This window comes from Streptomyces barkulensis (assembly GCF_002843305.1).
Lineage (GTDB): Bacteria > Actinomycetota > Actinomycetes > Streptomycetales > Streptomycetaceae > Streptomyces > Streptomyces barkulensis.
This window is the reverse complement of sequence record NZ_PGSG01000106.1, coordinates 18,789-45,086: the sequence shown is the minus strand read 5'-3', so window position 1 is coordinate 45,086 and position 26,298 is coordinate 18,789. Positions and strand designations below refer to the sequence as shown.

Below are 26,298 nucleotides of genomic sequence, written 5' to 3'. Positions count from 1 at the left end.
GGTCCGGGAGAGCGTAGAAGGGATTTGAAGTCATGTCCATACCAATGCCTGCGGCGGGCCGTCGGGCCCTCTGACCGCCCGGCCGCCGGAGTCAGCCGTCGGTGCGGACCTCGGAGCGGTCCTGGCCCCACAGGGTGTGGTAGACGCCGGGCCGGTCGGTGCGCCGGTAGGTGTGGGCGCCGAAGTAGTCGCGCTGCGCCTGGGTGAGGGCGGCGGGCAGCCGGTCGGCTCGCAGGGCGTCGTACGAGGCCAGCGCCGCCGAGAGGCCCGGCACGGGGACGCCGTACCGGACGGCGGTGGCCACCACCGCCCGCCACGCCTCCTGCGCGGCGCCGGTCTCATCGGCGAACTCCGCGTCGGCCAGCAGTGTGGGCAGCGCCGGGTCCGCGGCGTACGCGGCCCGCACCCGGTCCAGGAAGGCGGCCCGGATGATGCAGCCGCCGCGCCAGACGGCGGCCACGGCACCCAGGTCGATGTTCCAGCCGTACTCCTCGCCCGCCGCCCGCATCATGTTCCAGCCCTGGGCGTAGGAGGTGATCTTCGAGGCGTACAGGGCCTGCTCGACCTGGTCGGCGAAGTGTGCGGCGTCCCGCTCGCCGAGCGGGGGCCGGTGCGGGCCCGGCAGGCCGGCGGCGGCCTCGCGCAGACCGGTGTGCCCGGACAGGGAGCGGGCGAAGACCGCCTCGGCGATGCCGGAGACCGGCACGCCCAGGTCCAGGGCGGTCTGCACCGTCCAGCGGCCGGTTCCCTTCTGCTCGGCGGCGTCGGCGACGACGTCGACGAAGGGCCGCCCGGTGACGGCGTCCGTGTGGGCCAGGACCTCGGCGGTGATCCCGACGAGGTAGGAGTCCAGCCGCCCGGTGTTCCAGGTGCGGAAGACCTCGGCCACCTGGGCCGGGGTGTACCCGGCGACGGCGCGCAGCAGGTCGTACGCCTCGGCGATGAGCTGCATGTCGGCGTACTCGATGCCGTTGTGCACCATCTTCACGAAGTGCCCGGCGCCGTCGGGCCCGATGTGAGCGGTGCAGGGCGCGCCGTCGGGGGCCTTGGCGGCGATGTCCTCCAGCAGCGGACCGAGCGCGGCGTACGCCTCGTCCGAGCCGCCGGGCATGATGCTCGGCCCGTGCAGGGCGCCCTCCTCGCCGCCGGAGACCCCCGCGCCGACGAAGTGGACGCCGCGCTCGCGCAGCGCCTCCTCGCGGCGGCGGGTGTCGGCGAAGTGGGCGTTGCCGGCGTCGACGAGGATGTCGCCCGGCTCCAGCAGCGGCGCGAACTCCCCGACGACGGCGTCGGTCGCCTCGCCCGCCTTGACCATCGCGATCACGCGGCGCGGCCGCTCCAGCGCGGCGACGAACTCACGCGGCGTCCCGGCGGTCACGAAGTCGCCCTCCCCGCCGAACTCCTCCACCAGAGCCCTGGTCCGGGCGCCCGTGCGGTTGTGCACGGCGACGGTGTAGCCGTGACGGGCGAGGTTGCGGGCCAGGTTGCGGCCCATGACGGCGAGTCCGGTGACGCCGATCTGCGCGGTGCCGCTCATCGTGTCGCTCATGGTGTGGCTCCTGGGAACGCGGGGAACACGGGAAACGCGGTACGGGGCCCGGCGGGGCCGGGAAGGGCCGCGAGAATGCGGTGTACCCGGGTACACCGCCGTGATCCCCGAAGACCCCGCTCACTTGGCGTCCGCGTAGCACTCCACCACGGCCGTGGTGAACGGGAAGCGCACCGGGGTCTCGCCGAAGGCCGCGCGCCCGGCCCGCTCGCCCGCCGCGCGGACGGCCTCCACCACCGCCTCCGCCTCCCGCGCCGGGCAGTGCACGATCACCTCGTCGTGCTGGAAGAACACCAGCTCGGCGCGCGTCCCGGCCAGCGACTGCCGCAGGGAGGCCAGCACCAGCAGCATCCAGTCGGCCCCGCTGCCCTGCACCACGAAATTGCGGGTGAACCGGCCGCGGGCCCGGGCCGCGCCGCCACCGGACGGGCCCTGCGCGTCCGTCCCGGGCGGACCGGCCCCGCCGTCCCCGAGATCCTCCTCCCGGGCGGCCGCGGGCGGGCAGGTGCGCCCCAGCCAGGTGCGCACCAGCCGGCCCTCCTCGCCGGCGCGTGCCGCCTCGTCCACGTACGCCACCGCCGCCGGGTAGCGGCGCCGCAGGTCCGCCAGGTGCCGCAGGCCGTCCCCCGAGGTCTGCCCGTACACCGCGCCCAGCAGCGCCAGCTTGGCCCGGTCCCGGTCGCCGCCGAACGCCCGGTCCGACAGCACCGAGTACATGTCCCGGCCGCTTCCGGCCACCTCCATCAGGCCCCGGTCGCGGGAGACGGCGGCCAGCACCCTGGGCTCCATCTGGTCGGCGTCGGCGACCACCAGCCGCCACCCCTCGTCGGCCACCACCGCGCGCCGCACCACCTTGGGGATCTGCAGCGCGCCCCCGCCGTTGCTCGTCCAGCGGCCCGTGACCGAGCCGCCGGGCACGTACTCGGGATGGAAGCGGCCGTCACGCACCCAGGTGCGCAGCCAGGACCGGCCGTGCGCGGTGTGCAGCCGGTACAGCGTCTTGTGGCGCAGCAGCGGGGCGACGGCCGGATGGTCGATCTTCCGCAGCTCCCACGCCCGGGTCGAGGACAGCCGGATCCCGTCCCGCGCGAACGCCCTGACCACGTCCGCCGGCAGATCCGGCCGTACCCGCGCCCCCGGCCCGAAGGCGCGCGAGACCTCCTCGGCAAGCTGGGCCAGCCGGGCGGGCTCGCCACCCGGATAGCTCTCGCCCAGCAGTTCCCGCAGCAGCTCCCGGTGGACGTCCGCCCGCCAGGGCACCCCCGCGCGGTTCATCTCCGCCGCCACCAGCGTCCCCGCCGACTCCGCGGCCAGCAGCAGCCGCATCCGCTCCGGGTGCCCGGCCGCCTCCACCCTCCGCAGCTGGCCGGCGTACACCTCCAGCAGGGCCGCGAGCGGATCCGTGCCCGGCGGCAGCGGCACCGGGCCCGGCGCGAACAGCGAGGGCTGCCGGTCGGCCGCGCGCAGCGGCGGATCCTCCGGCACCGGCGCCCGGTGCAGCCGCGCCCAGGCCGCCGACAGCGAACGCGGCTCGCCCCACCGGCCCTCGTGGCCCAGCAGCAGCGCCTCGCACGCCTCCGTGTCATGGCACCGCTCCACCCGCACCCCGGCCTCCAGCAGCCGCGGGTACACCTGCGCCGTCGACCGCCACACCCACCGGGTGGCCGAGCCGGAGGCGGTGCGCTCCGCCACGGCCCGCGCCAGGTCCGGCTCGGTCACAACCGGACCCGCCGCGCGCCCCCGCCCGTCCAGCGGGCACAGCAGGGCCGTGCCCTCGGCGGTCACCGCCACCGCCCAGCGCACCGCGCCCTCCCCGTCCCGTCCGCCCCCTCGCCCGGGGCCGTGGCCGTCCCGCATACGGTGGAGTGTGACAGCGGGCACCGACAACCGGCGGTGACCTCCGCCGCGACCTCCGCCGCGACCTCCGCCGGGATCTCCGCCGTGATCCTCGCCCCGCGGTGACGCGGGGCCGCCGATCGGGCATACTCCAATCGCCACAGCCGCTGGTCAGCCGCTCTCGCGACCCGAGGGGCGACATCGGCCGGTACCACCACTTCCCGGTGGCGGCGCCCCACCCCGAGCGTCCGCCGCCGCAGCCCCCAACAGGGAGGAGAGCGCCGCGATGACCGAGTACGGCCCCCAGCCGGTGGAACGCCGGATGCCCACCGAGGAGTCCCGCGACCTCCTCACCCTGGTGCGTGAACTCGCCCAGCGCGAGATCCGTCCGGTCGCGGCCGAGGAGGAGGAGTCCGGCCGCTTCCCCCGTGAGACCTTCACCCTCCTGTCGGAGTCCGGCCTGCTCTCACTGCCCTACGGCGAGGAGTTCGGCGGCGGCGAGCAGCCCTACGAGGTGTATCTGCAGATCCTGGAGGAGCTGGCCGCGGCCCGGCTCACCGTGGGCCTGGGCGTCAGCGTCCACACCCTCGCCTGCCACGCGCTCGCCCACTACGGCTCCAAGGAGCAGTGCGCCGAACACCTTCCGGGGATGTTCGCCGGCGGACTGCTGGGCGCGTACTGCCTGTCCGAGCCCTCCTCCGGCTCCGACGCCGCCGCGATGCGCACCCGCGCCGTCCGCGACGGCGACGACTGGGTGCTCGACGGCACCAAGGCGTGGATCACCCACGGCGGCATCGCCGACTTCTACACCGTCATGGCCCGCACCGGAAAGGAGGGACCGCGCGGCATCACCGCCTTCCTCGTCCCCGGCGACGCCGAAGGGCTCAGCGCCGCCGCCCCCGAGCGCAAGATGGGGATGGGCGGGTCGCCGACGGCCCAGGTCCACTTCGACGGGGTCCGCGTCCCCGACAGCCGCCGGATCGGCGAGGAGGGGCAGGGCTTCGCCATCGCCCTGGACGCCCTCAACTCCGGCCGGCTCGGCATCGCCGCCTGCGCGATCGGGGTCGCCCAGGCCGCCCTCGACGAGGCACTGGCCCACACCGCCGGGCGCGAGCAGTTCGGCCGCCCCGTCTCCGACTTCCAGGGCGTACGGTTCATGCTGGCCGACATGGCCACCCAGATCGAGGCCGGACGCGCCCTGTACCTGGCCGCCGCCCGGCTGCGCGACGCCGGGGAGTCCTTCGCCCGGCAGGCGGCGATGGCCAAGCTGTTCTGCACGGACACGGCCATGAAGGTCACCACCGACGCCGTCCAGCTGCTGGGCGGCTACGGCTACACCCGCGACTACCCGGCCGAGCGCCTGATGCGGGAGGCCAAGGTGCTGCAGATCGTCGAGGGCACCAACCAGATCCAGAGGGTGGTCATCGCCCGCCACCTGGCCGGTCCCGAGAGCCGCTGAGCGCGACGGCGGTCCGCGCCGCCGGACGGGCCCCGGGCGCGGGCCGCCGGCCGGACCGCCGGTGCGTCCGTGCCCGGCGGTGTCCGGGGGCGTTCCGGGTGCGCGGGCGTGCGGTGCCTCCGGGCCGGGCGGCGCGAGCCGTCAGTGGCGCGGGTGACGCCCGTGCGGAACACGCATCGGGTGCGTACCCGGGCCGCCGACATGGGAGAAGGGCTGCATCCGCCAGTGCAGCCCCTCGGGCAGCGTCAGCAGTGTCGCGGCGTCCTGCTCCCGGGCCTCGTGCTCCGGGCCCTCGGGCCCGGCGTCCCCCACCGGACGCCCCGAGCCCTGGCACACCGTCAGGCCGAACGGGTTCCACGGGGTCGGGCACAGAGCGTGCTCGGGGAGCGTCTCCTCGTCCGCCAGCAGCGCTATCGGCTGCGCGCAGTCCGGGCAGACCACCCGGAAGATCTCGTAGGTCTCATAGGTCTCGTCGGCCTCGGCTCTCTCCTCGCGGGCCTCGGCGTCCGGGTGACCGGTGTGGAGCGACTTCACCTTGCGCATGCAATCCCCCTTGGACGGGCTGCCGGGTGTCCGATCGAGGGTGTCCCGGCCACAGCAAGCATTTCCCTCCGTTGCCCATCCGTAATCTCCGCACCCTCCCGGACACGGGAGCACGGGTGTGGCGTTGGTCACATGTCCGCGCCCCGGGGTCGCCGACAGGCCGAACGGTGTGCCGTGGTGCGCCCGGCGCAGTAGGTTGCCTGTCGTGGAGGAGCTGGATCGTCGCATCGTGGAATTGCTCGTCAGGGACGGGCGGATGAGCTACACCGACCTGGGCAGGGCCACCGGCCTGTCGACCTCGGCGGTGCATCAGCGCGTCCGCAGGCTGGAGCAGCGCGGTGTCATCCGCGGCTATGCGGCCATCGTCGACCCCGAGGCCGTCGGATTGCCCATGACCGCCTTCATCTCGGTCAAGCCGTTCGACCCCAGCGCCCCGGACGACATCGCCGACCGGCTCGCCGAGGTGCCCGAGATCGAGGCGTGCCACAGCGTCGCGGGCGACGAGAACTACATCCTCAAGGTCCGGGTCGCCGCCCCCGTCGAACTGGAGCACCTGCTGGCGCGCATCCGCTCCCTGGCCGGGGTCTCCACCCGCACCACCGTCGTGCTGTCCACCCCCTACGAGGCCCGGCCGCCCCGCGTGTGAGGGTCCCCGCGCCGCGTACGGGCGACCCCGGCGGCCGGGAGCGGCGGGGGAGGGGGAGACTGGCAGTCATGAGCGACAGCACGGCCCCTCCCGACGGTCCCGACGGTCCCGACCGCCTCGACCGCCCCCGCACCGTCCTCCTACGCGGAGGCGAGGTCCACAGCCCCGCCGACCCCTTCGCCACCGCCATGGTCGTCGACGGCGGCGGCATCGCCTGGGTCGGTTCGGAAGGGGCCGCGGACTCCTTCGCCGACGGCGTCGACGAGGTGGTCCACCTCGACGGCGCACTCGTCACCCCGGCCTTCACCGACTCCCACGTCCACGCCACCGCGACCGGTCTGGCGCTCACCGGCCTCGACCTGTCCGGCACCCGCTCCCCGGCCGAGGTCCTGGACCGCGTACGGGAGTACGCCCGGGCCCGCCCCGGCGACCGGATCCTGCTCGGCCACGGCTGGGACGCGGCCGCCTGGCCCGGGCAGCGGCTTCCCTCCCGCGCCGAGCTCGACGCGGCCGCAGACCACCGGCCGCTCTACCTCACCCGCGTCGACGTCCACTCGGCCCTGGTCACCACCGCGCTGCTCGACCTCGTCCCCGGCGACCCCGGCGTCACAGAGCTGCCCGGCTACGCCCCCGACGCCGCCCTGACCGGCGACGCCCACCACGCGGTGCGCGCCGTCGCCCACGCCTCCATCACCCCCGCCCAGCGCACCGAGGCCCAGCGCGCCGCCCTGCGCCACGCGGCCTCCCGCGGCATCGGAACCCTCCACGAGTGCGCGGGACCGGAGATCTCGAGCGAGGACGACCTCACCGGCCTGCTGGCGCTGGCCGCCGCCGAGCCCGGACCCCGCGTCTTCGGCTACTGGGCCGAGCACATCACCTCCCCCGAAGGGGCGCGGCGGGTGCGGGAGCTCGGCGCCCTCGGCGCCGCGGGCGACCTCTTCGCCGACGGTTCCCTGGGCTCCCACACCGCCCATCTGCACGAGCCCTACGCCGACGCCGGCCACCGCGGCACCGGCCACCTGGACGCCGACGCCGTCGCCGCCCACGTCGCCGCCTGCACCGAGGCCGGGATCCAGGCCGGCTTCCACGCCATCGGCGACGCCGCCCTCACCGCCGTCACCGAGGGGGTGCGCGCGGCCGCCGAGCGGGTCGGCCTGGAGCGGGTGCGGGCCGCCCGGCACCGCGTCGAGCACGCCGAGATGCTGACCGAGGCCACCGTCGCGGCCTTCGCCGAGCTGGCCCTGACCGCCTCCGTCCAGCCGGCCTTCGACGCCGCCTGGGGCGGCGAGGGGGGCATGTACGCCCGGCGTCTGGGCCGCGAACGCGCCCGCACCCTCAACCCGTACGCCGCCCTGCTGCGCGCCGGTGTGCCCCTGGCGCTCGGCTCCGACAGCCCCGTCACCCCGCTCGACCCCTGGGGCACCCTGCGCGCCGCCGCCTTCCACCGCACCCCCGAGCACCGGATCTCCGTCCGCGCCGCCTTCACCGCCCACACCCGCGGCGGCTGGCGGGCGGTCGGCCGCGACGACGCGGGCGTCCTCGTCCCCGGCGCCCCGGCCGACTACGCCGTGTGGCGCACCGGCGACCTGGTGGTGCAGGTGCCCGACGGCCGGATCGCCGCCTGGTCCACCGACCCGCGCTCGGGCACCCCGGGCCTGCCCGACCTCGGCCCGGGGCGCCCGCTGCCCGTCTGCCTGCGGACGGTGGTCGGGGGACAAACGATCTACCAACACCCGAACGGGTGACGGAAGGCGGGGCCATACCGCCGAACGATGTCCCCCCAGGTCTGCCCTCCCGCGGTGGCCCTCTCTGCACTGACCTGCTGCTTTGAGGAAACGCCGCAGGTCGTGAGGGTGTTGACAGGCTGTGGCGGTCGGCGGGTAGGTTCTGCCGGGTCCACCACAGGACGTCCGACCGGGGATCCTCCGCGCACAGTCGTCGAGCGAGCTGGGTCATGGGCGGTGCGTCGCACCGGCGTACGGCCGGGAGCCAGATCCAGCGTCCGCGGCACGGAGACGGAGTGATCCCGGCTGGTCGGCGGTGCGACCCGGGTGGGGCCCGGAGGCTCAGTAGACAACGACTTTCGGCCGATCCGCAGCCAGCGGGTCCCAGGTCGGCCCGAAGGGCGCCGGGCCCCGATCCCGAGAACGCCCCCGCCCCGTACGTCCCCTCCGCTCCGCCCGCCCCGCCCCGCCCCGGTACGGAGCCTTCGCATCCCCACCCCGGCCCCGTGGGAGCCGCCGGGCGTTGTACGGTCGGGCTCATCACCGCACGACCTGCACGACCTGCGAGAAAGGCCGCGACCGTGCCATCGGGCCCCGAGACCACCGCCGAAGCCGAGACCGGCGGCGCGGCCGCCGACCGTCCGGACGAGCCGCAGCACCGCCGTACGCCCGCCCGGGCCGGCGTCCCGGCCCGCGCCGCCGCCGGGGAAACCGGGGACGCCCCCGACCCGGCCGCCGGCGAGGCCGGGGCCCGCCCGGCGCCCCGGCTCCCCGTCCGCCTGGCCAGGTCGGCACGCCGCGAGGCGTGGCGCACGGCGGCCGCGGCGGTGAGCGGTGTCGCCCTGGCCGCCGCCTTCCCCCCGTACGACGTGTGGCCGCTGTCGGTCGCCGCGGTCGCCGTCCTCGCCCTCCTCGCCCGGGGGCGTACCGCCCGCCAGGGGGCCTGGCTCGGTCTGGCGATGGGGCTGCCGTTCTTCCTCGTGCTGCTCAAGTGGCTCCATGTGATCGGCTGGGACGCGGTGTTCGGTCTGTCCCTGGTCGAGTCGCTGTTCCTCGTCCCGATGGGCGCCGGGCTGGCCGCGACCTCGCGGCTGCCGCTGTGGCCGCTGTGGGGAGCCTGTCTGTGGGTCGCCGAGGAGTGGGCGCGCGACCGGATCCCCTTCGGTGGCTTCCCCTGGGGGCGGCTGGCCTTCGCCGTCACCGACTCGCCGTTCCTGCCGCTGGCCGCCCTGGGCGGCGCCCCGCTGGTGACCTTCGCCGTCGCGCTGACCGGCGGCCTGCTCGCCGCGGCTGCCGTCCGGGTCGCGGCGGCCGTCACCAGGCGGCGACGCGGAGCGGAGGAGACGGACGAGGGGGGCGGGACCGCCTCCCCGGCGGAGGCCGGCGCCGGTGCGGCGCGCCCGGCCCTCGCCGCCGCCGGGGCGGTCGCCCTGGCCGCGGCCGTGACCGCCGCCGGCCAGGCCGTGCCGGTCCGCACCGCGGCGGCCGACACCGTCCGCATCGCCGTCGTCCAGGGCAACGTCCAGCAGCCCGGCATGGACTTCCTCGGCCGCCCGATGATGATCCTCAACAACCACGTCGAGGCCACCCTGAAGCTGGCCGAGGACGTGGAGGCGGGCCGGGAGGAGCGGCCCGACCTGGTGATCTGGCCGGAGAACGCCTCCGACCTGGACCCGCACCGGTACCCGCAGGCGTACGACGCCATCGACCGGGCGGCGAGGGCCGTGGGCGTCCCCGTCCTGGTCGGCGCCCTCGTCGAGCACCCCGAGCGCGAGGGCTACGTCGAGAACCAGGGCATCGTCTGGGACCCCGAGGCGGGCCCCGGAGCCTCGTACACCAAGCAGCACCCGGTGCCCTTCGGCGAGTACGTTCCCTACCGCGACCAGCTCAGCAAGGTCATCACCCGCCTCCAGCGCGTCCCGCGCGACTTCTGGCCCGGCCAGAGCACCGGGGTGATGGACGTCGGCCCCGCCCGGCTCGGCGACGTCATCTGCTTCGAGGTCGCCTACGACGAGATCGTGCGCGACACCGTCAACGACGGCGCCCGCGCACTGGTGATCCAGACCAACAACGCCACCTACGGCAACACCGGCCAGCCCGAGCAGCAGCTGGTCATGTCCCGGCTGCGGGCCGTCGAGCACGGACGGGCCGTGGTCACCGCCGCCACCAGCGGCATCAGCGCGATCGTCGCCCCCGACGGCACGATCGGGCAGCGCACGGAGGAGTTCACGCAGGACGTGGTCACCGCCGACCTCCCGCTGCGCGACGAGACCACCCTCTCCGACCGGATCGGCCCCGCACCGGAGTGGGTGCTCGCTATGGTGGGCGTCCTGTCCTGCGCCGCGGCCTTCGCGACCGGCCGACGGGGGCGGGCACACGGGGTGAACAGGACGGACGAGAAGAGGCGGCAGCAGTGAACGAGGCGGGGCAGCGCCGGAAGGATCCGCTCGGCAGGATCCTCGTGATCATCCCGACCTACAACGAGGTCGACAACATCCGGCCGATCGTCACCAGAGTGCGCGCCGCCGTCCCCGAGGCCCACGTCCTGGTCGCGGACGACAACAGCCCCGACGGCACGGGGAAGGTCGCCGACGAGATGGCGGCCGGGGACGAGCGGGTCGAGGTCCTCCACCGGGAGGGCAAGGAGGGGCTGGGCGCCGCCTATCTGGCGGGCTTCCGCTGGGGCATCGACAACGGCTACGACGTCCTGGTCGAGATGGACGCGGACGGCTCCCACCAGCCCGAGGAACTGCCCAGGCTGCTGACCGCGCTCAAGGGCGCCGACCTGGTGCTGGGCTCGCGCTGGGTGCCGGGCGGGCGGGTGGTCAACTGGCCGGGCCACCGCAAGTTCCTCTCGCGCGGTGGCAGCACCTACTCCCGGCTGCTGCTGGGCGTGCCCCTGCGGGACGTCACCGGCGGCTACCGGGCGTTCCGCAAGGAGACTCTGCTGGGGCTGGGCATGGACGACGTGGCGTCCCAGGGGTACTGCTTCCAGGTGGACCTGGCCCACCGCGCCGTGCAGGCCGGGTACCAGGTGGTCGAGGTGCCCATCACCTTCGTGGAGCGCGAGCGCGGCGACAGCAAGATGAACCGCGACATCGTCGCCGAGGCCCTGTGGCGGGTCACCGCCTGGGGTGTGCGGTCCCGTGTGAACCAGGCGCTCGGCCGCAGGCACACTGGATGACATGACGACCGGCGCACCGTACCCGTACGAGCCACCTCCGCGGCACTCCCGTACCGGACCACAGGGCCCGGGATCTCCCGGCACCGGGCCGCGGCGCCGCCCCCGGCGCAGCTTCGTCCCCCTGGGACTGGCCGCCTTCGTGGTCCTGGAGACCTGGCTGCTGACCCTGCTGGCGGACGCCACGAACGGGCTGGTCGTCCTGATCGTCCTGGTCGCGGGGGCGGTACTGGGCGCCGCGGTCGTCAAGCGCGCGGGACGCCGCGCCTGGCGCGGTCTGGTCGAGACCGTCGAGAGCCTCCAGCCGGGCGCCGAGCCGCGCCCGGGGCCGCAGGCCGACCGGGGCGGGCACGGGCTGGCCATGCTCGGCGGCCTGCTGCTGATGCTGCCCGGCCTGATCTCGGACGTGGCCGGACTGCTGTGCGTCCTCCCGCCGACGGCCGCGCTGCTGCGCCGCGGCGTGGAGCGCCGGCTCGGCCGCCGCACCGGCTTCGCCCCCGGATCCCTGGAGGACTCCCTGCGGCAGGCGCGTACGGCGGAGGAGCAGTTCCGCATCCACCGGCCCGACGGCAAGGTGGTGCGGGGAGAGGTCGTGCGCGAGGACGAGCGCGACGCCCCCGGCGAGGAGGGCGGGGGAGCGCGTTAGCCGTTCTTGCGGGAACGCACACGTGGGTGAGGGCCCGGCCACCGGACGGTGGCCGGGCCCTCACCCACGTGCTCCCACGGTGCGCCGCGGCGCGGTGCCGCGTGCCGCCTTCAGGCGGACTTGCGCTTGCTGTCCCGCGGGTGCACGGCGATGTTCATGGTCCCGGAGCGCAGGACCGCCAGCCTCTCGGCCAGCACCTCCTCCAGCTCCTCACGGGTGCGCCGCTCCATGAGCATGTCCCAGTGCGTACGCGCGGGCTTACCCTTCTTCTCCTCGGGGCCCTCGCCGTTGACCAGGAGCGCCTGGGCGCCGCATACCTTGCACTCCCACTCCGGCGGAATCTCGGCCTCAACCGAGAACGGCATCTCGAACCGATGACCGTTCTGGCATGCGTACTCCACGGCCTGGCGTGGCGCCAGGTCGATACCGCGGTCGGTCTCGTAGCTGGTCACCACGAGTCGCGTGCCGCGCAGAGCTCGCTCACTCATGAATCGTGCCTCCCGGGCTTGTCGCCCACAGGACAGGTGTCGCTGTCGTCGTCATCCGGTCAACGTCCGGTCGGCGGTGAAGATTCCCGATCTGGGACATGCGTCGCCCGTCGTGCCGCTGCCTCGTCGGATATGCGGTACCCGCAGCCGCCCGCTTCGTCACATCCCACAAGGGACGTAACGTAACGTTCGCCTATCTTTGGCGTGCGGTAACGGTCCATCCGACGAGTTGCAGGCGTACACTACCCGCCCTTCGGCCGATGGCCTAAATCCGATCCGGCGCAGCGGCGCCCACCGCCGCCACCGCTCGTCTGACCGGTACCCGCAACAGCAGGACGAAACCCAGAACGAAGAAGATCACCAGTGAGATGATCGCGTCCCGGTAGCTGCCGGTGAGCTGGTAGGTGAGTCCGAACACCAGTGGCCCCAGCCAGCTCGTGCCGCGATCGCTGACCTCGTACAGCGAGAAGTACTCCGCCTCCTTGCCCGGCGGCACCAGCTGCGCGTACAGCGAGCGCGACAGCGCCTGGGTGCCGCCCAGCACCATTCCGATCGCCGCGGCCAGCACGAAGAACCACACCGGCTCACCCGCGGGCAGCACGTATCCGGCGCCCACCGTCGCCGTCCACGCCACCAGCGAGCCCAGGATCGTGCGCTTGGCGCCGTAGCGCAGCGCCAGCCGTCCCAGCAGCAGCGCCCCCACCACGGCCAGGACCTGCACCAGCAGGACCGCGCCGATGAGGGTGGTCTGGTCCATCCCCAGCTCCCCGGCGCCGAAGACCGAGGCCTGGGTGATCACCGTCTGCACGCCGTCGTTGTAGAGCAGGTAGGCCAGCAGGAACATCAGGGTCAGCGGATAGCGGCGCAGATCGCGCAGCGTCCCGGCGAGCTGCCGCCAGCCGCCCCGCAGGGACAGCCCCCCGGCGGCCGAACCGGCCGAACCAGTGGGGGTGTGCGCGGCCGGCCGCTCGCGCAGCCGCCGCAGCGGGATGATCGCGAAGACCGCCCACCACAGGCCCGCCGAGGCCAGGCAGATCCGCACCGCGGTGCCCTCGTCCACGCCCAGCGACTCGTGCCCGAGGAACAGCGCCAGGTTGGCCACCAGCACCAGGGACCCGGAGGCGTAGCCGAAGGCCCAGCCGCGGGAGGAGACCGCGTCCCGCTCCGCGGGAGTGGCGATCTGGGGCAGGAAGGAGTTGTAGACCACCACGGCCGTGGCGTAGGAGACGTTCGCCACCACCAGCAGCGCCCCGCCCAGCAGATAGCGGTCGCCCTCCAGGAAGAACATCCCCGTGGTGGCCGCCGCCCCCAGGTAGGCGAACACGCCCATGATCGGCTTCTTGCGGCCCGACCGGTCGGCGACCGCCCCGGCCAGCGGCATCACCAGCACCGACAGCAGCACCGAGACGGAGACGGTGTAGGCGAAGTACGAGCCGGCGCGGACCGGGATGCCCAGGGGGTGGACGTAGCCGGCGCCGTCCGCCGCGGCCTCGGCGACCGAGGTCAGATAGGGGCCGAGGAAGACGGTGAGCACACTGGTGGAGAAGACGGAGACCGCCCAGTCGTAGAAGTACCAGCCGCGCTGCTCACGGCGCCGCTCGGCGGCCCCGGCGAAGCCCTCCGGGTTCTCCACGCCGCCCGTGCCACCGGTGCCGCCCGTGCCGCCCGCGCTCTTCGCCGTTCGCCCGGCGTCCCCGGTGCCCTCGGCGTCCCCGGCCCCCGCCACGGTCTCGGTGCCCACCCGCGCCCCCTCGCTCGTCCCGTGCGCAGACACGGGACGCGGGCGGGGGAGCGGCCCTCGCCGCCCGGCGGCTCCGGCCGCCCGTCCGCCGGGCGTCAGATCCAGGCTCCCCGCTCGGCCAGTACCGTGCGCAGTGTCTCGATGTGATCGGTCATGATGCCATCCACGCCCAGATCCAGCAGCGCCCTCATCCGCTCCGGGTCGTTGACCGTCCACACGTGCACCTGGAGGCCCCTGCGGTGGGCGTGGCGGACGAACGCCCGGTCCGCCACCGGTATCCCGCCGTGCCGCACCGGGACCTGCGCGCACAGCGCGCCGCGGCCGACCGCGCCCGGCAGGCGGTACGAGCGCAGCCGCAGGCCCAGGACGCCGCGCGTGCCCAGCGAGGTGGCCAGCCGCGGGCCCGCCAGGCGCCGGGCCCGGGCCACCCGGGACTCGTCGAAGGCCCCCAGGCACACCCGGCCCCAGGCGTCGGCGCGGTCCAGGATCTCCAGCAGCGGGGCGAGCGCGGCGTCCGCCTTGACGTCGATGTTCCAGCGGGCACGGGGGAAGGCGCGCAGCAGGTCGGCGAAGAGCGGCACCGGCTCACCGCCGCCCACCCGGACCCGCCGCACCTGTGCCCACGGCAGGGAGGCGATCGCCCCGCTGCCGTCGGTGACCCGGTCCAGCGTGGCGTCGTGGAAGGCGACCAGCTTTCCGTCCGCCGTGGCGTGCACGTCGGTCTCCAGATAGCGGTAGCCCAGCCCCACCGCCCGCGCGAAGGCGCCGTGGGTGTTCTCCGCTCCCGGCGCGGCGCCGCCCCGGTGGGCGAAGGCCAGGGGAGCGGGGTGGTCGAAGAAGGGGTGGTCGGGGCGCGGTGCGCGGGAGGCCGGTGCCGTCATGGACGCAGTATCGCGCGACGCCTCCGGCGCCCCTGCGGGCGGTCCGCCGAGCCGTTCCCGAAGCCGCCTGCCGGATCGCCACCCGAACCGGCCCGGCCGCCGTCCGTCCCGCCGGCGGGCGTGCCGAAGACCCTCAGGAAGAACTGGGAGAGCGGCCCGATCGCCAGCGCGTAGAGCACCGTGCCCGCGCCCACGGTGCCGCCCAGCAGGAAGCCGGTGGCCAGGGCGGCCACCTCGATGCCCGTCCGCACCAGGCGCACCGAGCGTCCGGTGACCCGGTGCAGGCCGGTCATCAGGCCGTCGCGCGGGCCCGGCCCGAAGCGCGCCGTGATGTACAGGCCGGTCGCCGCCCCGTTCAGCACCACCGCGCCCACCAGCAGCGGCGCCCGTACCGCGAGCACGGCCGGCTCCGGCATGAGGGCCAGGGTGGCGTCCATGGCCAGTCCCACCACGATCACGTTGGAGACGGTGCCCAGGCCGGGCCGCTCCCGCAGCGGTATCCACAGCAGCAGCACGGCCGCGCCGGTGATGATCACCACGGTGCCGATGGTCAGCCCGGTGTGCCCGGAGACGCCCTGGTGGAAGACGTCCCACGGGCCGAGGCCGAGATCGGCGCGGACCATCAGCGCCAGGCTGGCCCCGTAGAGCACCAGGCCGGCGTAGAGCCGTACGAGACGGCGGACCAGGTGACCGGTGCGGCGGTCGGGGTGGCGGCCGGGGTGCGCGGCGGAACCGCCTGGATCCCCGGATCCTGTGAATCCTGTGGAACCGGACAAGGGGCCGTCCTTTCTGGCGCGTTGGACTGATGCGTGACACTCTGTGGCCTGTAGACGGTTCCCGCACATGGCCAATCTGGAGAAGGTGGACTCAACCGATGGCTCAGTGGACTTCGGCGGTCGGAGCGTCCCAGCTCGCCCGCCTCCTGTCCTCCCACCGTGCCGAGGCGGGCGGAGCGCGGCGGACGCCCGCCTACCGGGCCCTCGCCGACGGAGTGCGCCTGCTGGTGCTGGAGGGCCGCGTTCCCGTCGCCGCCCGGCTGCCCGCCGAGCGGGAGCTGGCCGCGGCCCTGTCCGTCAGCCGCACCACCGTGGCCGCCGCGTACGAGGCGCTGCGCGGCGACGGGTTCCTGGCCTCGCGCCGCGGCGCGGGGAGCTGGACCGCCCTGCCCGCCGGCAACCCCCTGCCGTCCGGCGGGCTGGCGCCCCTGCCACCCGACGCCGCCGGGACCATGATCGACCTGGGCTGCGCCGCCCTTCCCGCCCCCGAGCCCTGGCTCACCCGCGCCTTCCAGGGAGCCCTGGCCGATCTGCCGCCCTACGCCCACACCCACGGCGACTACCCGGCGGGGCTGCCGGTCCTGCGCCAGGCCCTGGCCGACCGCTACACCGCCCGCGGCGTCCCGACGATGCCCGAGCAGATCATGATCACCACCGGCGCCATGGGCGCGGTGGCCGCCATCCGCGCGCTGTTCGCGCCGCGCGGCGAGCGCGTCGCCGTCGAGCACCCCTCGTACGCCAACGTGCTGCGCCTGCTGAGCGAGGCGGGCGCCCGGCTGGTGCCCGTCGCGATGGGCGAGGGCCTCACCGGCTGGGACCTGCCCGCCTGGCGCCGGGTGCTGCGGGACGCCGCACCGCGGATGGCGTACGTCATCGCCGACTTCCACAACCCCACCGGCGCGCTGGCCGGGGAGGAGCAGCGCCGGGAGCTGGTGGCCGCCGCCCGGGCCGCGGGCACCGTGCTGGTGGCGGACGAGACCATGGCCGGCCTCGACCTCGACGCCCCGCCCGGCGAGCCGATGCCCCGCCCGGTCGCGGCGTTCGACCCGGGCGGTTCCACCGTCGTCACGGTCGGATCGGCCAGCAAGGCCATCTGGGCCGGGCTGCGCATCGGCTGGATCCGGGCCGCGCCCGAGACCATCCGCAGCCTGGTCGCGGCCCGTGTCTACGCGGACCTGGGCAGTCCCGTGCTGGAGCAGCTCGCCGTCGCCCGGCTGCTGGCGGAGAGCGGCGGGCAGGGCGGGGCACAGGGCGATGGGCGGGAAGACGGGGACAGCGGCCGGGACAGCGGCTGGGACAGCGGCTGGGACCAGGCCATGGAGGTCCACCGCGAGCGGGCCCGGGAGAACCGCGCGGCCCTCACCGAGGCCCTGCGCGAACACCTCCCGGACTGGGGGTTCACCGTCCCGCGCGGCGGCCTCACGCTGTGGGTGCGCACCGGTGATCTGTCCGGTTCGCGGATCGCCGAGGCCGGCGAGCGGCTGGGGGTGCGCGTCCCCTCCGGGCCCCGTTTCGGGGTGGACGGCGCCTTCGAGGGCTATGTGCGGCTGCCGTTCACGGTCTCCGGCCCCGTGGCCGCCGAGGCGGCGGCCCGGCTGGCGGCGGCCGCGCGGCTGGTCGCCGACGGACGGAGCGCGGGCGGCGACATCCCGCGCAGCTCCGTCGCCTGAAGCGCCGCGCGTCCCGCCGCATGCCCGGCCGCCCGCCCCGCCACCTGCCGGAGCCTCAGTGGAGCGCCCGCCGGGCCGCGGCCCTCGGCGGACCGGCCACCGGCTCCGGCAGCAGTTCCAGGACCGCCCGCCGCTGCGGCTCGGCCGCCTCCCCGTCGAAGGGGTCGGGGGCGGCGGGCACCTGGAGGCGGTGCACCGGCCCCGAGCCCAGCCGGGCGTAACCGCGCCCCGCGGGCACCTCGGGAGGCGGTGTGGTCGAGGGCGCCTCGCCGAGCACCGCCCGCACCTCCTGCGGCGTCGCCGCGCCGAGCACCACCCGTGCCCGGGTGTACGCGCGGACGGCCCCGGTCAGCTCCCCCGCGCCCTCGAACTGGTCGACCAGCGCCACGGTCACCCGCACCGCGCGCCCGTACCGCAGGGGCACCTGGAGCAGGTCCTGCGGGTCGCGCTGCCCCTCGGCACGGGCCAGGTGGCTGAGCACCGAGGGCCGGTCCACCAGCACCCACAGCGGGCGGCAGACGTCCTCCGGCGCGTCCCGTCCGGTCTGGCGGACCCGGTTGGCGGCCAGCAGCCTGCGCTCGGTCTCCCGCACCACCCACTCCAGCGCCGACAGCGCGCCGGCCGGGGTGGACTCCACCGCCCGCACCCGGCCGCGTCCGGCCAGGAACGCGTACTCGCCCGCTCCGCCGCCGTCCACGACCAGCACCTCGCCCTGCCGCAGGGCCTGGAGGGCGACCGACCGCAGCAGCGTGGTCGTCCCCGACCCCGGGTGGCCCAGCGCCAGCAGGTGCGGCTCGGTGGAGCGCGGGCCCGTACGCCACACCACCGGAGGCACGTCCAGCCGCTCGCCGCCCTCCGCGACCACCGGCACCGTGCGGGGGACGGTGTGGAGGTCGGTGAAGCCCAGCACGGTCTCGCCGGGCGCGGTGACGAAGCGCTGCGCGCAGATGCCGGAGGGCAGCGGCGGCAGCGCGGTCAGGGTGAGCTCGCCCACTTCCTCCGCCCAGGCGAAGTGGTACTCCCGGCCCCGGCCGGCCTTGGCGCACAGCAGCTCCTGGAGGCGCGCGCGGGACTCCGGATCGCCGTCCCCGAAGTGCGGCGGGTAGCGCAGCCGCAGCCGGGCCAGCCGCCCCTCCTCGGCGAACGCGAAGCCGGTGAAGGCCCGCCGCCAGTCGCCGTCGTGGGCGTACAGGGGCTGCGGGCGGGGGTCGTCGGCGAGCGACAGATGCGGCACCAGCGCCTCGTAGAGGGTCTGCAGCCGTGCGCGCTCGGCCTCGCCCGGCTCGCCCCCGGCGGTGTCCGGGGACCGGTCGCGGCCCTGCCAGAGGGCGGCGCCCGCCAGTGCGGCCGCCCCCAGCAGCGGCCCGTACGGGGCCAGCCACAGCGCCAGCAGGCAGGCGGCCACGGTGAACAGCACCGGGCCCCGCCGCTCCCGGGGGGTGCGCTCCCAGCGGCGCCGCCCCGCGGAGGCGAGGCGCCCCAGACCGCGGACGGCCACGGCCGGCAGCCGCAGTGCGTCGACGGCGTGCTCCGCGGCCGCCCGCCGCAGGTCCCGCCCGCGGGCCGGCGGGGCGGCGCCCGGTGCGGGGTGGGGGTGGGAAGCGTGCAGCGGGGTGAGTGCCGGGGGAAAGGGCCGCCAGGCCACGCCGAATCTCCTGCCGTCCGGAGCCCTGGGGCTCGAAGTCCTGCGGGTCGTGGGTGCGGTGGTCCCGGTTGGCGTACCGGAGGGGCCGCGCCGGGGGGTTCCTAGAAGGGGATGTTCCCGAGGAGGTTGGCGAGGGTGTCCCCGCCCGCCTGGATGCCGGGTGCGATCGCCGATCCCGCCAGGTAGAACCCGAAGAGCGCACACACGATGGCGTGGGAGAGCTTGAGGTTGTCCTTGCGGAAGAACAGGAAGACGATCACTCCGAACAGCAGGACACCGGAGATCGACAGCACCATGGGTCAACTCCCTGTGTGGCGATGGGTTTGTCACCGTGTGTCCCTCAAGCTTCACAGAGCGTCCGGGGGGCCGAAAGCGGCGGAAGAGTGATATCAGCACATTTCCTCTGCTCCGCCCGGGGTACCCCGTCCGGACGGAGGGAGCGGCCGGTCCCCGGAGGCCGGGAGGTAGTTTCTCGGGAGCCGACACGCGACAGGGAACGGGAACCATGCGCCACCAGCCCGCACTGCTCTACGTCACCGACCTCTCCTACGAGGCCCGGGGCCGCCGCTACGGCGACGAGGACGTCCGCCTCTCGGCCCGGCTGCGCGAGGACTTCCGGATCGCGCTCTGCCACCCGCGCGACGCGGCGGCGCTGATGGACGCCTTCGACGCGGTCGTGGTGCGCAACAGCGGCCCCGTGCTGCACCACCGGGACGCCTGGGAGGGCTTCCGCGCCCGGGCGCTGGAACGGGGGAGCAGGGTCTTCAACGAGCTGTCGGGCAGGGCGGACATGGTCGGGAAGCGGTACCTGACCGAGCTGAGCGCGGCGGGGGAGCCGGTCATCCCCACCGTCGACCGCCGCGAGGACCTGGACCGGCTGCCGCCGGCGGCCGAGTACGTCGTCAAGCCCGAACTCGGCGCCGACTCCATCGGCCTGGAGATCGTCCCCGCGGACCGGCTCGCCCACCTCGCCCTGGGATCGGGCGCCGGTCTGCTGGTCCAGCCGAGGATCGACTTCCGCCACGAGGTCTCGTTCTACTTCGTCGACCGCTCCTTCCAGTACGCCCTCTACGCCCCCGACCCCGCGCGGCGCTGGGAGCTGGAACCGTACGCCCCCACGGCGGACGACCTCGCCTTCGCGCAGCGGTTCGTGGACTGGAACGCCATCGACCACGGCATCCAGCGGGTGGACGCCTGCCGCACGGCGGAGGGGGAACTGCTGCTCGTGGAACTGGAGGACCTCAACCCCTATCTGTCGCTGGACCGGGTGGACGCCGGCACGGGGGAGGCGTTCGCCGCCGCGATGACCGCCTCGCTGCACGCACTGCTGGCCTGAGGCCGCTCTGGGCTCTGCCCGGCGGCGTGCGCGGCGGCTAGGGTCGCCGCATGACGGACACGACGGACACCGCAGACGCCACGGACGCCACGGACGCCGACGGCACGGCGAGCGCGGCGGAGGGGGCGCGCGGCGACGTGCGGCCCCCGGAGGCGGAAGCCGACGAGCGGACCACCCTGCTGGCCTTCCTCGACTACCTGCGGGACGCGGTCGCGGCCAAGGCCGCCGGTGTGCCGGACGAGGCGGCCCGGGCGGCGGGGGTGCCCTCCGGGACGAGTCTGCTGGGGCTGGTCAAGCATCTGACGGCGGTCGAACACAACTGGTTCGCCTGGGCGTTCGCGGGTGAGGGGGACACTCCCGCGGACGACGGCGCGCCGCCCGCGCCCGGGGAGACGGCCGGGGAGATCCTGCGCGCCTATCGGAAGGCCGCCGGGCGCTCGAACGCCATCGCCGCGGCCTGCGACCGGCTGGACCGGCCCGGGGTGCGGTCGCTGCGCGAGACCCCGCCGCCGACCATGCGCTGGATCCTGGTGCACATGATCGAGGAGACCGCCCGCCACGCGGGCCACGCCGACATCCTGCGCGAGCGCATCGACGGCTCGACGGGCCGTTGACCGTATCGGCCCGCGCCACCCGACGGCTGGGAGTGGTGCACACCGGTGGACTGCCCGGCGCCCTGGCCCGGCTGGTCCCGTACGGCGGGCACGGGGAGTCCGGCGGGGTGCTGAGCGGGTACTGAGCGGGTACTGAGGGACCCTCGCCCGCCGGCCCCGTCAGGGGCGGAGCCCGGCCAGTTCGGCGGCCAGCCGGGTGCGCCAGGCCGGGACGCGGCCCAGCAGACGCAGTGTCACGTCGCGGCCGGCGCGGACGGGCAGGGAGCGGGCGGTGACCGCCCGGGTGAGGCGGTCGGTGAAGGTGATGACGCGTTCGGCCGCCGGGCGCCGCTCCCGTTCGTAGGCGTCCAGCCGGGCGCCGGGGTCCGCGCCCCGGAGGAGGACGTCGGCCAGCGCCCGCCCGAGGGCGGCGGCGTCCTGGATGCCGATGTTCATGCCCTGGCCACCGGCGGGGCTGTGGACGTGGGCGGCGTCGCCGGCCAGCACGATCCGGCCGGCGCGGTAGCGGTCGGCGATCCGGTGGTGGACGTGGAAGCGCGAGCCCCACAGCATCTCGCCGACCCGTCCCTGCCCGCCCGCGCGTTCGTCCAGCACCCGCTGGACGAACGCGGCGTCCGGTTCCCCGGGAGCCTCGGGCACGGCGGCCACCAGACGGAAGACGTCCCCGGGCAGGGGCGCCACCAGGACCGGTCCGTCCGGGTCGAACAGCATGGACACCTCCCCGCGGCCGGGCCGCCAGTCCATCCGCACGTCCGCCAGCACGAAGGACTGGGCGTAGCGGCCGCCCCGGTAGCCGATGCCGGCCGTCTCCCGGACCGTGCTGCGCATCCCGTCGGCACCGACGGCGTACGCCGCCCGCACCGTCTGCGTCCCCCGCGGGCCGTCCACCGTGACGGTCACCCCGCCGGGCTCCTGACCGAGGCCGGTCACGGTGTACGGGCGGTGTACCGGGGCGGGATCGCCGGAGAGGGCGCGGACGCGGTCCCGCAGGACGGCCTCGGTCTCGTGCTGCGGGAGCATCAGCGCGTAGGGGTACGGGGTCGGCAGGCCGTCGAACGCGACGGTCGCCAGCCGGTGCCGTCCCCGGCTCACACCGAACCGCGTCACCCGCAGACCGCGTTCGACCAGCGGAGCGGCGGCCCCCACCGGCTCCAGCGTCTCCAGGGTGCGGGCGTGGACGACCCCCGCGCGCGAGGTGCCCGCGCCCTGCGGCATCCGGTCCAGCAGGATGAAGGCCACGCCGGCGGAGGCCAGGTGGGCGGCCAGGGCCAGGCCGGTGGGTCCGGCGCCGACGATGACGACGTCCGTCCGTCCGGGAAGTGCGGGGGTGGCGGCTTCGGCGGTTCCGCTCATGGGGCAGCACCTCTTCCGTTTGATGCCAACGGTTGTTGGCCAACGTCTGGTGTCAGGATGGCGCGCCGGACGGCATCCAGTCAACAGATGTTGGCCAACGGATGTTGGCATGTGAGGTGCGTCAGGGCGACTCCGCCGTCAGATAGCGCTGTACCGTCGGCGCCAGCCAGGCGACGGCCTCCGCCCGCGGCATCCCGGCGGCGGGCGGGAAGCGCAGCACGTACCGGCTCACGGCCATGCCCAGGATCTGCGAGACCACCAGGGCCGCGCGGGCCCCCGCCCGTTCCGGATCGGGGCAGACGGCCGCCACCGCGGGCGCCACCTGCTCCTGGAAGACCGCGCGCATGCGCTCGGCGCCCGCGGGATTGGTGACGCCGACGCGCAGCAGCGCGTTCAGCGCGTCGTCCTCCTCCCAGCGCTCCAGGAAGTGCCCGACCAGCACGGTCCCGGCCTCCTCGCGGGGCACGGCGGTCAGGTCGGGAAGGCGCAGGTCGAACTCGCTGGCCGCCGCGAACAGCCCCTCCTTGTTGCCGTAGTACCGCATCACCATCGAAGGATCGATGCCCGCGTCCCGGGCGATGGCGCGGATGGTGGCGCGCTCGTAGCCGTCGGAGGCGAAGCGCTCGCGGGCCGCCTCCAGGATGGCGGCCCGGGTGGCGTCGGAGCGGCGGGGACGGCCGCCGGGGGCGGTGTCGGTCGGCTGCATGGCGGCGAGTCTAGGCCAACGCCCGTTGGCCCCTGCTCCGCCCGGGGAGCAGGGGCCGGGAGGCCGGGCGGGGGTCAGGAGCGGGACGAAGGCTCCCCGGGCGGCCGGGCGCCGCCCCGGCCGCGTACCTCCAGGTCGTCCAGGAGTTCCCGGGTCGCCCCGGCCACGGCCTCGACGGCGCGCTCGAACGCGGCGCGGTTGTGGGCGGCGGGCTCCCTGAAACCCGAGACCTTGCGGACGTACTGCAGGGCGGCGGCGCGGATGTCCTCGTCGCCGACCTCGGGAGCCATGGGCGGTCGGAGTGTCCTGATGCTGCGGCACATGCCCCCAGTGTGGCGCGTGTCCGGCGCGGTCGGGGGTACCGGAGAGGAACACCGGACCCGACCGACGGATGGAGTGGACGTGCAGGCGCTGACCGTGGCTCCCGACCGGAGGAACTCCCTGCGGCTCGACACCCTCCCCGACCCCGAGCCGGGGGAGGGCGAACTGCTGGTGGACGGTCTGGCCGTCGGCGTGTGCGGCACCGATGCGGAGATCCTCTCGGGGGGTCACGGAGCCCCGCCGCCGGACCGGGAGCGGCTGGTCATCGGCCACGAGTCCCTGGGCCGGGTGCGCCAGGCGCCGCCGGACAGCGGCTGGGTGCCCGGCGACCTGGTGGTCGGCGTCGTCCGCCGGCCCGACCCCGTGCCGTGCGGGGCGTGCGCCCACGGCTACTTCGACATGTGCCGCAACGGGATGTTCACCGAGCGCGGCATCAAGGGGCTCGACGGCTACGCCTCCACCTCCTGGACGGTCGAGACCGACTACGCGGTGCGTCTGGACCCCGGACTGGAGCACGTCGGGGTGCTCATGGAGCCCACCACCGTGGTGGCCAAGGCCTGGGACCAGGTGGAGCGCGTCGGCGGGAGGTCCTGGTTCGCCCCGCACTCGGTGCTCGTCACGGGCGCCGGGCCGATCGGGCTGCTCGCCGCGCTGCTCGGGCACCGGCGCGGCCTGGAGGTCCACGTCCTGGACCGGGTGGAGAGCGGCCCCAAGCCGGAGCTGGTCCGGCGGCTGGGCGCCGAGTACCACTGTGAGGACGCCGAGCGGGTCATGGAGCGGGTACGGCCGGACGTGGTGATCGAGGCGACCGGTGCCGCACCGGTCGTCTTCGGGGTGATGTCGGCCATGGACCCCTACGGCGTGCTCTGCCTGACGGGGCTGTCGCCCGCCGGGCGCACCCTGGAGGTGGATGCCGGATACCTCAACCGCGAACTGGTGCTGGACAACTCCGCGGTGGTCGGCTCGGTCAACGCCAACCGGCAGCACTACGCGGCCGCGGCCGAGGCCCTCGCCGAGGCGGACCGGGGCTGGCTGGACGCGCTGATCACCCGCCGGGTGCCGCTGGAGTCCTTCGCCCAGGCCTTCGAGCGGCGGCCGGACGACGTCAAGACGGTCATCGAGCTCGCCCGGCACTGAGCGGGCCGGGCGCGCCCGTGAGCGGCGGCCCGTGAGCGGCGCGCTCAGGGGCGCCCGTCGCCGGAGCGGAGGCGGGAGGGCCCCCGGCTCCCGGCCAGGTTCTGCGCGGTGTCGATCAGCGGGATGTGGGAGAGGGCCTGGGGGAAGTTGCCGACCAGCCGCCGGTGCCCGGTGTCGTACTCCTCCGAGAGCAGGCCCAGGTCGTTGCGCAGGTCGAGCAGCCGCTCGAACAGCTCCCGGCCCTCCCGCACGCGGCCCTGGAGGATGTAGTTGTCGGCCAGCCAGAAGGAGCAGGGCAGGAAGGCCGCCTCGCCCGCGGGCAGGCCGTCCACGGAGTCGGTGCGGCCGCCCATGGTGTAGCGCTGCACCAGGCCGTCCCCGACCAGCTCCCGCTCGATCGCGGCCACGGTGCCCTTCATGCGGGGGTCGTCGGCGGGCAGGAAGCCCACGGACGGGATGAGCAGCAGCGATGCGTCCAGCTCCGCGGAGCCGTAGAACTGGGTGAAGGTCGCGCGGTCGGGGTCGTAGCCGTACGCGCAGACCTCGCGGAAGATCTCCCGCCGCAGGCTCCTCCACCGGTCGGCGGGCCCCTCCAGACCGAAGCGCTCCACGGCCTTGACCGCCCGGTCCGCGGCCACCCAGGCCATCACCTTGGAGTGGGTGAAGTCCCGGCGCGGGCCGCGCACTTCCCAGATGCCGTTGTCTGGGTCGCGCCAGTGGGACTCCAGGAAGTCCATCAGCACGCGCTGGACCCGCCAGGCGTCCTGGTCCGGCGGCACGCCGTGGGCCCTGGCCTGGTGCAGGGCGTCCATGAGCTCCCCGTGGACGTCCAGCTGGAGCTGGCCGGAGGCGGCGTTGCCGATGCGCACGGGGCGGGAGTGCTCGTAACCGGGCAGCCAGTCCAGTTCCGTCTCGCTCAGCAGCCGTTCGCCCTCGACGCCGTACATGATCTGCATCCGCCGCGGGTCGCCCGCCAGCGCGCGCAGCAGCCAGTCGCGCCAGGCCACCGCCTCCCGCTCGTATCCGGAGTCCAGCAGCGCCATGAGGGTGAAGGTGGCGTCGCGCAGCCAGCAGTAGCGGTAGTCCCAGTTGCGCACACCGCCCAGCTGCTCGGGCAGGGAGGTGGTGGGGGCGGCCACGATGCCGCCGCTGGGTGAGTAGCTCAGGGCCTTGAGTGTGATCAGGGAGCGCACCACCGCCTCGCGGTACTCGCCGGAGTAGGTGCAGCGGCCGGCCCACTCCCGCCACCACCGCTCGGTGGCGGCCACCGAGCGGACCAGCTCCGCGGTGTCCGGGCGCTCCGGCTCCCCGTGGCGCAGGCCCCTCCAGGCCAGCCGGAAGCCCACCTTCCGGCCCGCGTCGACGGAGAAGTCGGCGACGCAGCCGCCGTCACCGTCCACGGTGAAGTCCGCGCCGGAGTCGAGGACGACCACGTCCGGTCCCGCGTAGGCGCGCAGCCTGCGCCCCTCGGGCCGCAGCCAGGCCGGGGTGACGCCGTAGTCGAAGCACAGGCGCACCAGCGAGCGCATCCGCACCCGCCCCTCCAGGCCCTCGACCACGCGCACCACCGAGGGGTGGTCGCCGTCGACGGGCATGCAGTCGGTCACCCGGGCCCGGCCCTCGGGGCCGGCGTACTCGGTCTCCAGCACCGCGCTGTCGCCCCGGTAGCGGCGGGCCAGCGGCCGGGCCCGGTCGCTGGGGGCCAGCAGCCAGCGGCCGTGCTCGGGACGGCCCAGCAGGGCGGCGAAGCACGCGTCGGAGTCGAACCGGGGCAGGCACAGCCAGTCCACCGAACCGTCGTATCCCACCAGCGCGGCGGTGCGGGTGTCGCCCAGCAGGGCGTAGTCCTCAAGCCGGAGCGGCACTCCGCGTCTCCCTTCGGCCCGCTCGGATCGCCGGGGACCGGAGTACCCGGTGAGCCCGCCGCTACACGGGGGGCGCTGCGCGGGCGGGCGAGGGGAGGGGAGGGCCCGCGCTCCGGAGAGAGAAGGAGAACTGTTCATTTTGATCTATTTTTGTCCCTTTTTCCGGTTTCCAGGGCCTTTC

24 protein-coding genes are annotated in these 26,298 nt (G+C 75.1%); 11 read left to right on the top strand and 13 right to left on the bottom strand.

Going from position 1 to position 26,298, the window contains the following annotated elements:
- Positions 1 to 91: 91 nt before the first annotated feature.
- Together gnd and CUT83_RS23540 are read right to left on the bottom strand one after the other, a co-directional pair.
- The gene (gene gnd, locus CUT83_RS23545) at positions 92 to 1,537 is read right to left on the bottom strand and encodes an NADP-dependent phosphogluconate dehydrogenase (protein ID WP_101257891.1); all 1,446 of its coding nucleotides are present in this window, start codon (positions 1,535 to 1,537) and stop codon (positions 92 to 94) included.
- A gap of 132 nt (positions 1,538 to 1,669) precedes the next feature.
- A complete protein-coding gene (locus tag CUT83_RS23540) occupies positions 1,670 to 3,406 on the bottom strand; it encodes a bifunctional 3'-5' exonuclease/DNA polymerase (RefSeq protein ID WP_101257842.1) in 1,737 nt (578 codons plus the stop codon).
- Positions 3,407 to 3,671: 265 nt separating this feature from the next.
- Between CUT83_RS23540 and CUT83_RS23535 the strand changes: the two genes are divergently transcribed.
- Positions 3,672 to 4,844 carry an acyl-CoA dehydrogenase family protein gene (locus CUT83_RS23535; RefSeq protein ID WP_101257841.1) on the top strand — a complete coding sequence of 391 codons (1,173 nt, stop codon included), beginning with the start codon at positions 3,672 to 3,674 and terminating at the stop codon, positions 4,842 to 4,844.
- Between the two features lie 141 nt (positions 4,845 to 4,985).
- Here the strand turns inward: CUT83_RS23535 and CUT83_RS23530 are convergent, their stop codons facing one another.
- The gene (locus CUT83_RS23530; RefSeq protein ID WP_101257840.1) at positions 4,986 to 5,387 is read right to left on the bottom strand and encodes a hypothetical protein; all 402 of its coding nucleotides are present in this window, start codon (positions 5,385 to 5,387) and stop codon (positions 4,986 to 4,988) included.
- A gap of 205 nt (positions 5,388 to 5,592) precedes the next feature.
- Here CUT83_RS23530 and CUT83_RS23525 point away from each other — a divergent pair, with 205 nt between their 5' ends.
- From CUT83_RS23525 to fxsA, 5 genes are all read left to right on the top strand, one after another.
- A complete protein-coding gene (locus tag CUT83_RS23525; RefSeq protein WP_194074729.1) occupies positions 5,593 to 6,033 on the top strand; it encodes an Lrp/AsnC family transcriptional regulator in 441 nt (146 codons plus the stop codon).
- A 68-nt stretch (positions 6,034 to 6,101) separates the two neighbouring features.
- Positions 6,102 to 7,778 carry an amidohydrolase gene (locus CUT83_RS23520; RefSeq protein WP_101257839.1) on the top strand — a complete coding sequence of 559 codons (1,677 nt, stop codon included), beginning with the start codon at positions 6,102 to 6,104 and terminating at the stop codon, positions 7,776 to 7,778.
- 560 nt (positions 7,779 to 8,338) lie between these two features.
- Positions 8,339 to 10,174 carry an apolipoprotein N-acyltransferase gene (lnt, locus tag CUT83_RS23515; protein WP_206606930.1) on the top strand — a complete coding sequence of 612 codons (1,836 nt, stop codon included), beginning with the start codon at positions 8,339 to 8,341 and terminating at the stop codon, positions 10,172 to 10,174.
- A complete protein-coding gene (locus tag CUT83_RS23510; RefSeq protein WP_101257837.1) occupies positions 10,171 to 10,941 on the top strand; it encodes a polyprenol monophosphomannose synthase in 771 nt (256 codons plus the stop codon). The genes lnt and CUT83_RS23510 overlap by 4 nt, the downstream gene beginning before the upstream one ends.
- Position 10,942: 1 nt before the next feature.
- Positions 10,943 to 11,584: an FxsA family membrane protein gene (fxsA, locus tag CUT83_RS23505; protein WP_101257836.1), complete on the top strand. Its 642-nt coding sequence runs from the start codon at positions 10,943 to 10,945 to the stop codon at positions 11,582 to 11,584.
- 110 nt (positions 11,585 to 11,694) lie between these two features.
- Here fxsA and CUT83_RS23500 read toward each other — a convergent pair whose 3' ends face one another.
- The 4 genes from CUT83_RS23500 to yczE all read right to left on the bottom strand — a co-directional run bounded on the left by CUT83_RS23500 (position 11,695) and on the right by yczE (position 15,470).
- Positions 11,695 to 12,072 carry an RNA polymerase-binding protein RbpA gene (locus CUT83_RS23500; protein WP_093656502.1) on the bottom strand — a complete coding sequence of 126 codons (378 nt, stop codon included), beginning with the start codon at positions 12,070 to 12,072 and terminating at the stop codon, positions 11,695 to 11,697.
- A gap of 265 nt (positions 12,073 to 12,337) precedes the next feature.
- Positions 12,338 to 13,705 (bottom strand): MFS transporter, encoded by a 1,368-nt coding sequence (locus CUT83_RS23495; RefSeq protein ID WP_240957728.1) that lies wholly within the window; start codon positions 13,703 to 13,705, stop codon positions 12,338 to 12,340.
- Between the two features lie 203 nt (positions 13,706 to 13,908).
- Positions 13,909 to 14,694, bottom strand: a complete 786-nt coding sequence (locus CUT83_RS23490) for a glycerophosphodiester phosphodiesterase family protein (RefSeq protein WP_101257835.1) — start codon at positions 14,692 to 14,694, stop codon at positions 13,909 to 13,911.
- The gene (yczE, locus tag CUT83_RS23485) at positions 14,691 to 15,470 is read right to left on the bottom strand and encodes a membrane protein YczE (protein ID WP_240957726.1); all 780 of its coding nucleotides are present in this window, start codon (positions 15,468 to 15,470) and stop codon (positions 14,691 to 14,693) included. The genes CUT83_RS23490 and yczE overlap by 4 nt, the downstream gene beginning before the upstream one ends.
- A 98-nt stretch (positions 15,471 to 15,568) precedes the next feature.
- Between yczE and CUT83_RS23480 the strand changes: the two genes are divergently transcribed.
- The gene (locus CUT83_RS23480; RefSeq protein ID WP_101257834.1) at positions 15,569 to 17,140 is read left to right on the top strand and encodes an aminotransferase-like domain-containing protein; all 1,572 of its coding nucleotides are present in this window, start codon (positions 15,569 to 15,571) and stop codon (positions 17,138 to 17,140) included.
- A gap of 55 nt (positions 17,141 to 17,195) precedes the next feature.
- On the opposite strand, the gene CUT83_RS23475 is transcribed toward CUT83_RS23480, so the two are convergent.
- Together CUT83_RS23475 and CUT83_RS23470 are read right to left on the bottom strand one after the other, a co-directional pair.
- The gene (locus tag CUT83_RS23475) at positions 17,196 to 18,749 is read right to left on the bottom strand and encodes a hypothetical protein (protein WP_101257889.1); all 1,554 of its coding nucleotides are present in this window, start codon (positions 18,747 to 18,749) and stop codon (positions 17,196 to 17,198) included.
- A 137-nt stretch (positions 18,750 to 18,886) separates the two neighbouring features.
- Entirely contained in the window at positions 18,887 to 19,081 is a 195-nt protein-coding gene (locus tag CUT83_RS23470; RefSeq protein WP_093849355.1) for a hypothetical protein, read from the bottom strand.
- A gap of 209 nt (positions 19,082 to 19,290) precedes the next feature.
- Here CUT83_RS23470 and CUT83_RS23465 point away from each other — a divergent pair, with 209 nt between their 5' ends.
- From CUT83_RS23465 to CUT83_RS31435, 3 genes are read left to right on the top strand one after another with little or no spacing between them, the layout of a single operon-like run.
- Positions 19,291 to 20,121: an ATP-grasp domain-containing protein gene (locus CUT83_RS23465; protein WP_101257833.1), complete on the top strand. Its 831-nt coding sequence runs from the start codon at positions 19,291 to 19,293 to the stop codon at positions 20,119 to 20,121.
- A gap of 50 nt (positions 20,122 to 20,171) precedes the next feature.
- The gene (locus CUT83_RS23460) at positions 20,172 to 20,735 is read left to right on the top strand and encodes a DinB family protein (protein ID WP_101257832.1); all 564 of its coding nucleotides are present in this window, start codon (positions 20,172 to 20,174) and stop codon (positions 20,733 to 20,735) included.
- On the top strand, positions 20,732 to 20,860 hold the full coding sequence (locus CUT83_RS31435; protein ID WP_277347707.1) for a hypothetical protein: 129 nt from the start codon (positions 20,732 to 20,734) through the stop codon (positions 20,858 to 20,860). Before CUT83_RS23460 ends, CUT83_RS31435 begins: the two co-directional genes overlap by 4 nt.
- Before the next feature lie 34 nt (positions 20,861 to 20,894).
- Here CUT83_RS31435 and CUT83_RS23455 read toward each other — a convergent pair whose 3' ends face one another.
- The 3 genes from CUT83_RS23455 to CUT83_RS23445 all read right to left on the bottom strand — a co-directional run bounded on the left by CUT83_RS23455 (position 20,895) and on the right by CUT83_RS23445 (position 23,117).
- Positions 20,895 to 22,088 carry an FAD-dependent oxidoreductase gene (locus CUT83_RS23455; protein WP_101257831.1) on the bottom strand — a complete coding sequence of 398 codons (1,194 nt, stop codon included), beginning with the start codon at positions 22,086 to 22,088 and terminating at the stop codon, positions 20,895 to 20,897.
- Between the two features lie 121 nt (positions 22,089 to 22,209).
- Positions 22,210 to 22,794: a TetR/AcrR family transcriptional regulator gene (locus CUT83_RS23450; protein WP_101257830.1), complete on the bottom strand. Its 585-nt coding sequence runs from the start codon at positions 22,792 to 22,794 to the stop codon at positions 22,210 to 22,212.
- Positions 22,795 to 22,868: 74 nt separating this feature from the next.
- Positions 22,869 to 23,117 (bottom strand): DUF2277 domain-containing protein, encoded by a 249-nt coding sequence (locus CUT83_RS23445; protein ID WP_101257829.1) that lies wholly within the window; start codon positions 23,115 to 23,117, stop codon positions 22,869 to 22,871.
- Positions 23,118 to 23,196: 79 nt separating this feature from the next.
- Here CUT83_RS23445 and CUT83_RS23440 point away from each other — a divergent pair, with 79 nt between their 5' ends.
- Entirely contained in the window at positions 23,197 to 24,252 is a 1,056-nt protein-coding gene (locus CUT83_RS23440) for a glucose 1-dehydrogenase (protein WP_101257888.1), read from the top strand.
- A 44-nt stretch (positions 24,253 to 24,296) separates the two neighbouring features.
- Here CUT83_RS23440 and CUT83_RS23435 read toward each other — a convergent pair whose 3' ends face one another.
- The gene (locus tag CUT83_RS23435; protein ID WP_101257828.1) at positions 24,297 to 26,117 is read right to left on the bottom strand and encodes a glycoside hydrolase family 15 protein; all 1,821 of its coding nucleotides are present in this window, start codon (positions 26,115 to 26,117) and stop codon (positions 24,297 to 24,299) included.
- Positions 26,118 to 26,298: the final 181 nt, after the last annotated feature.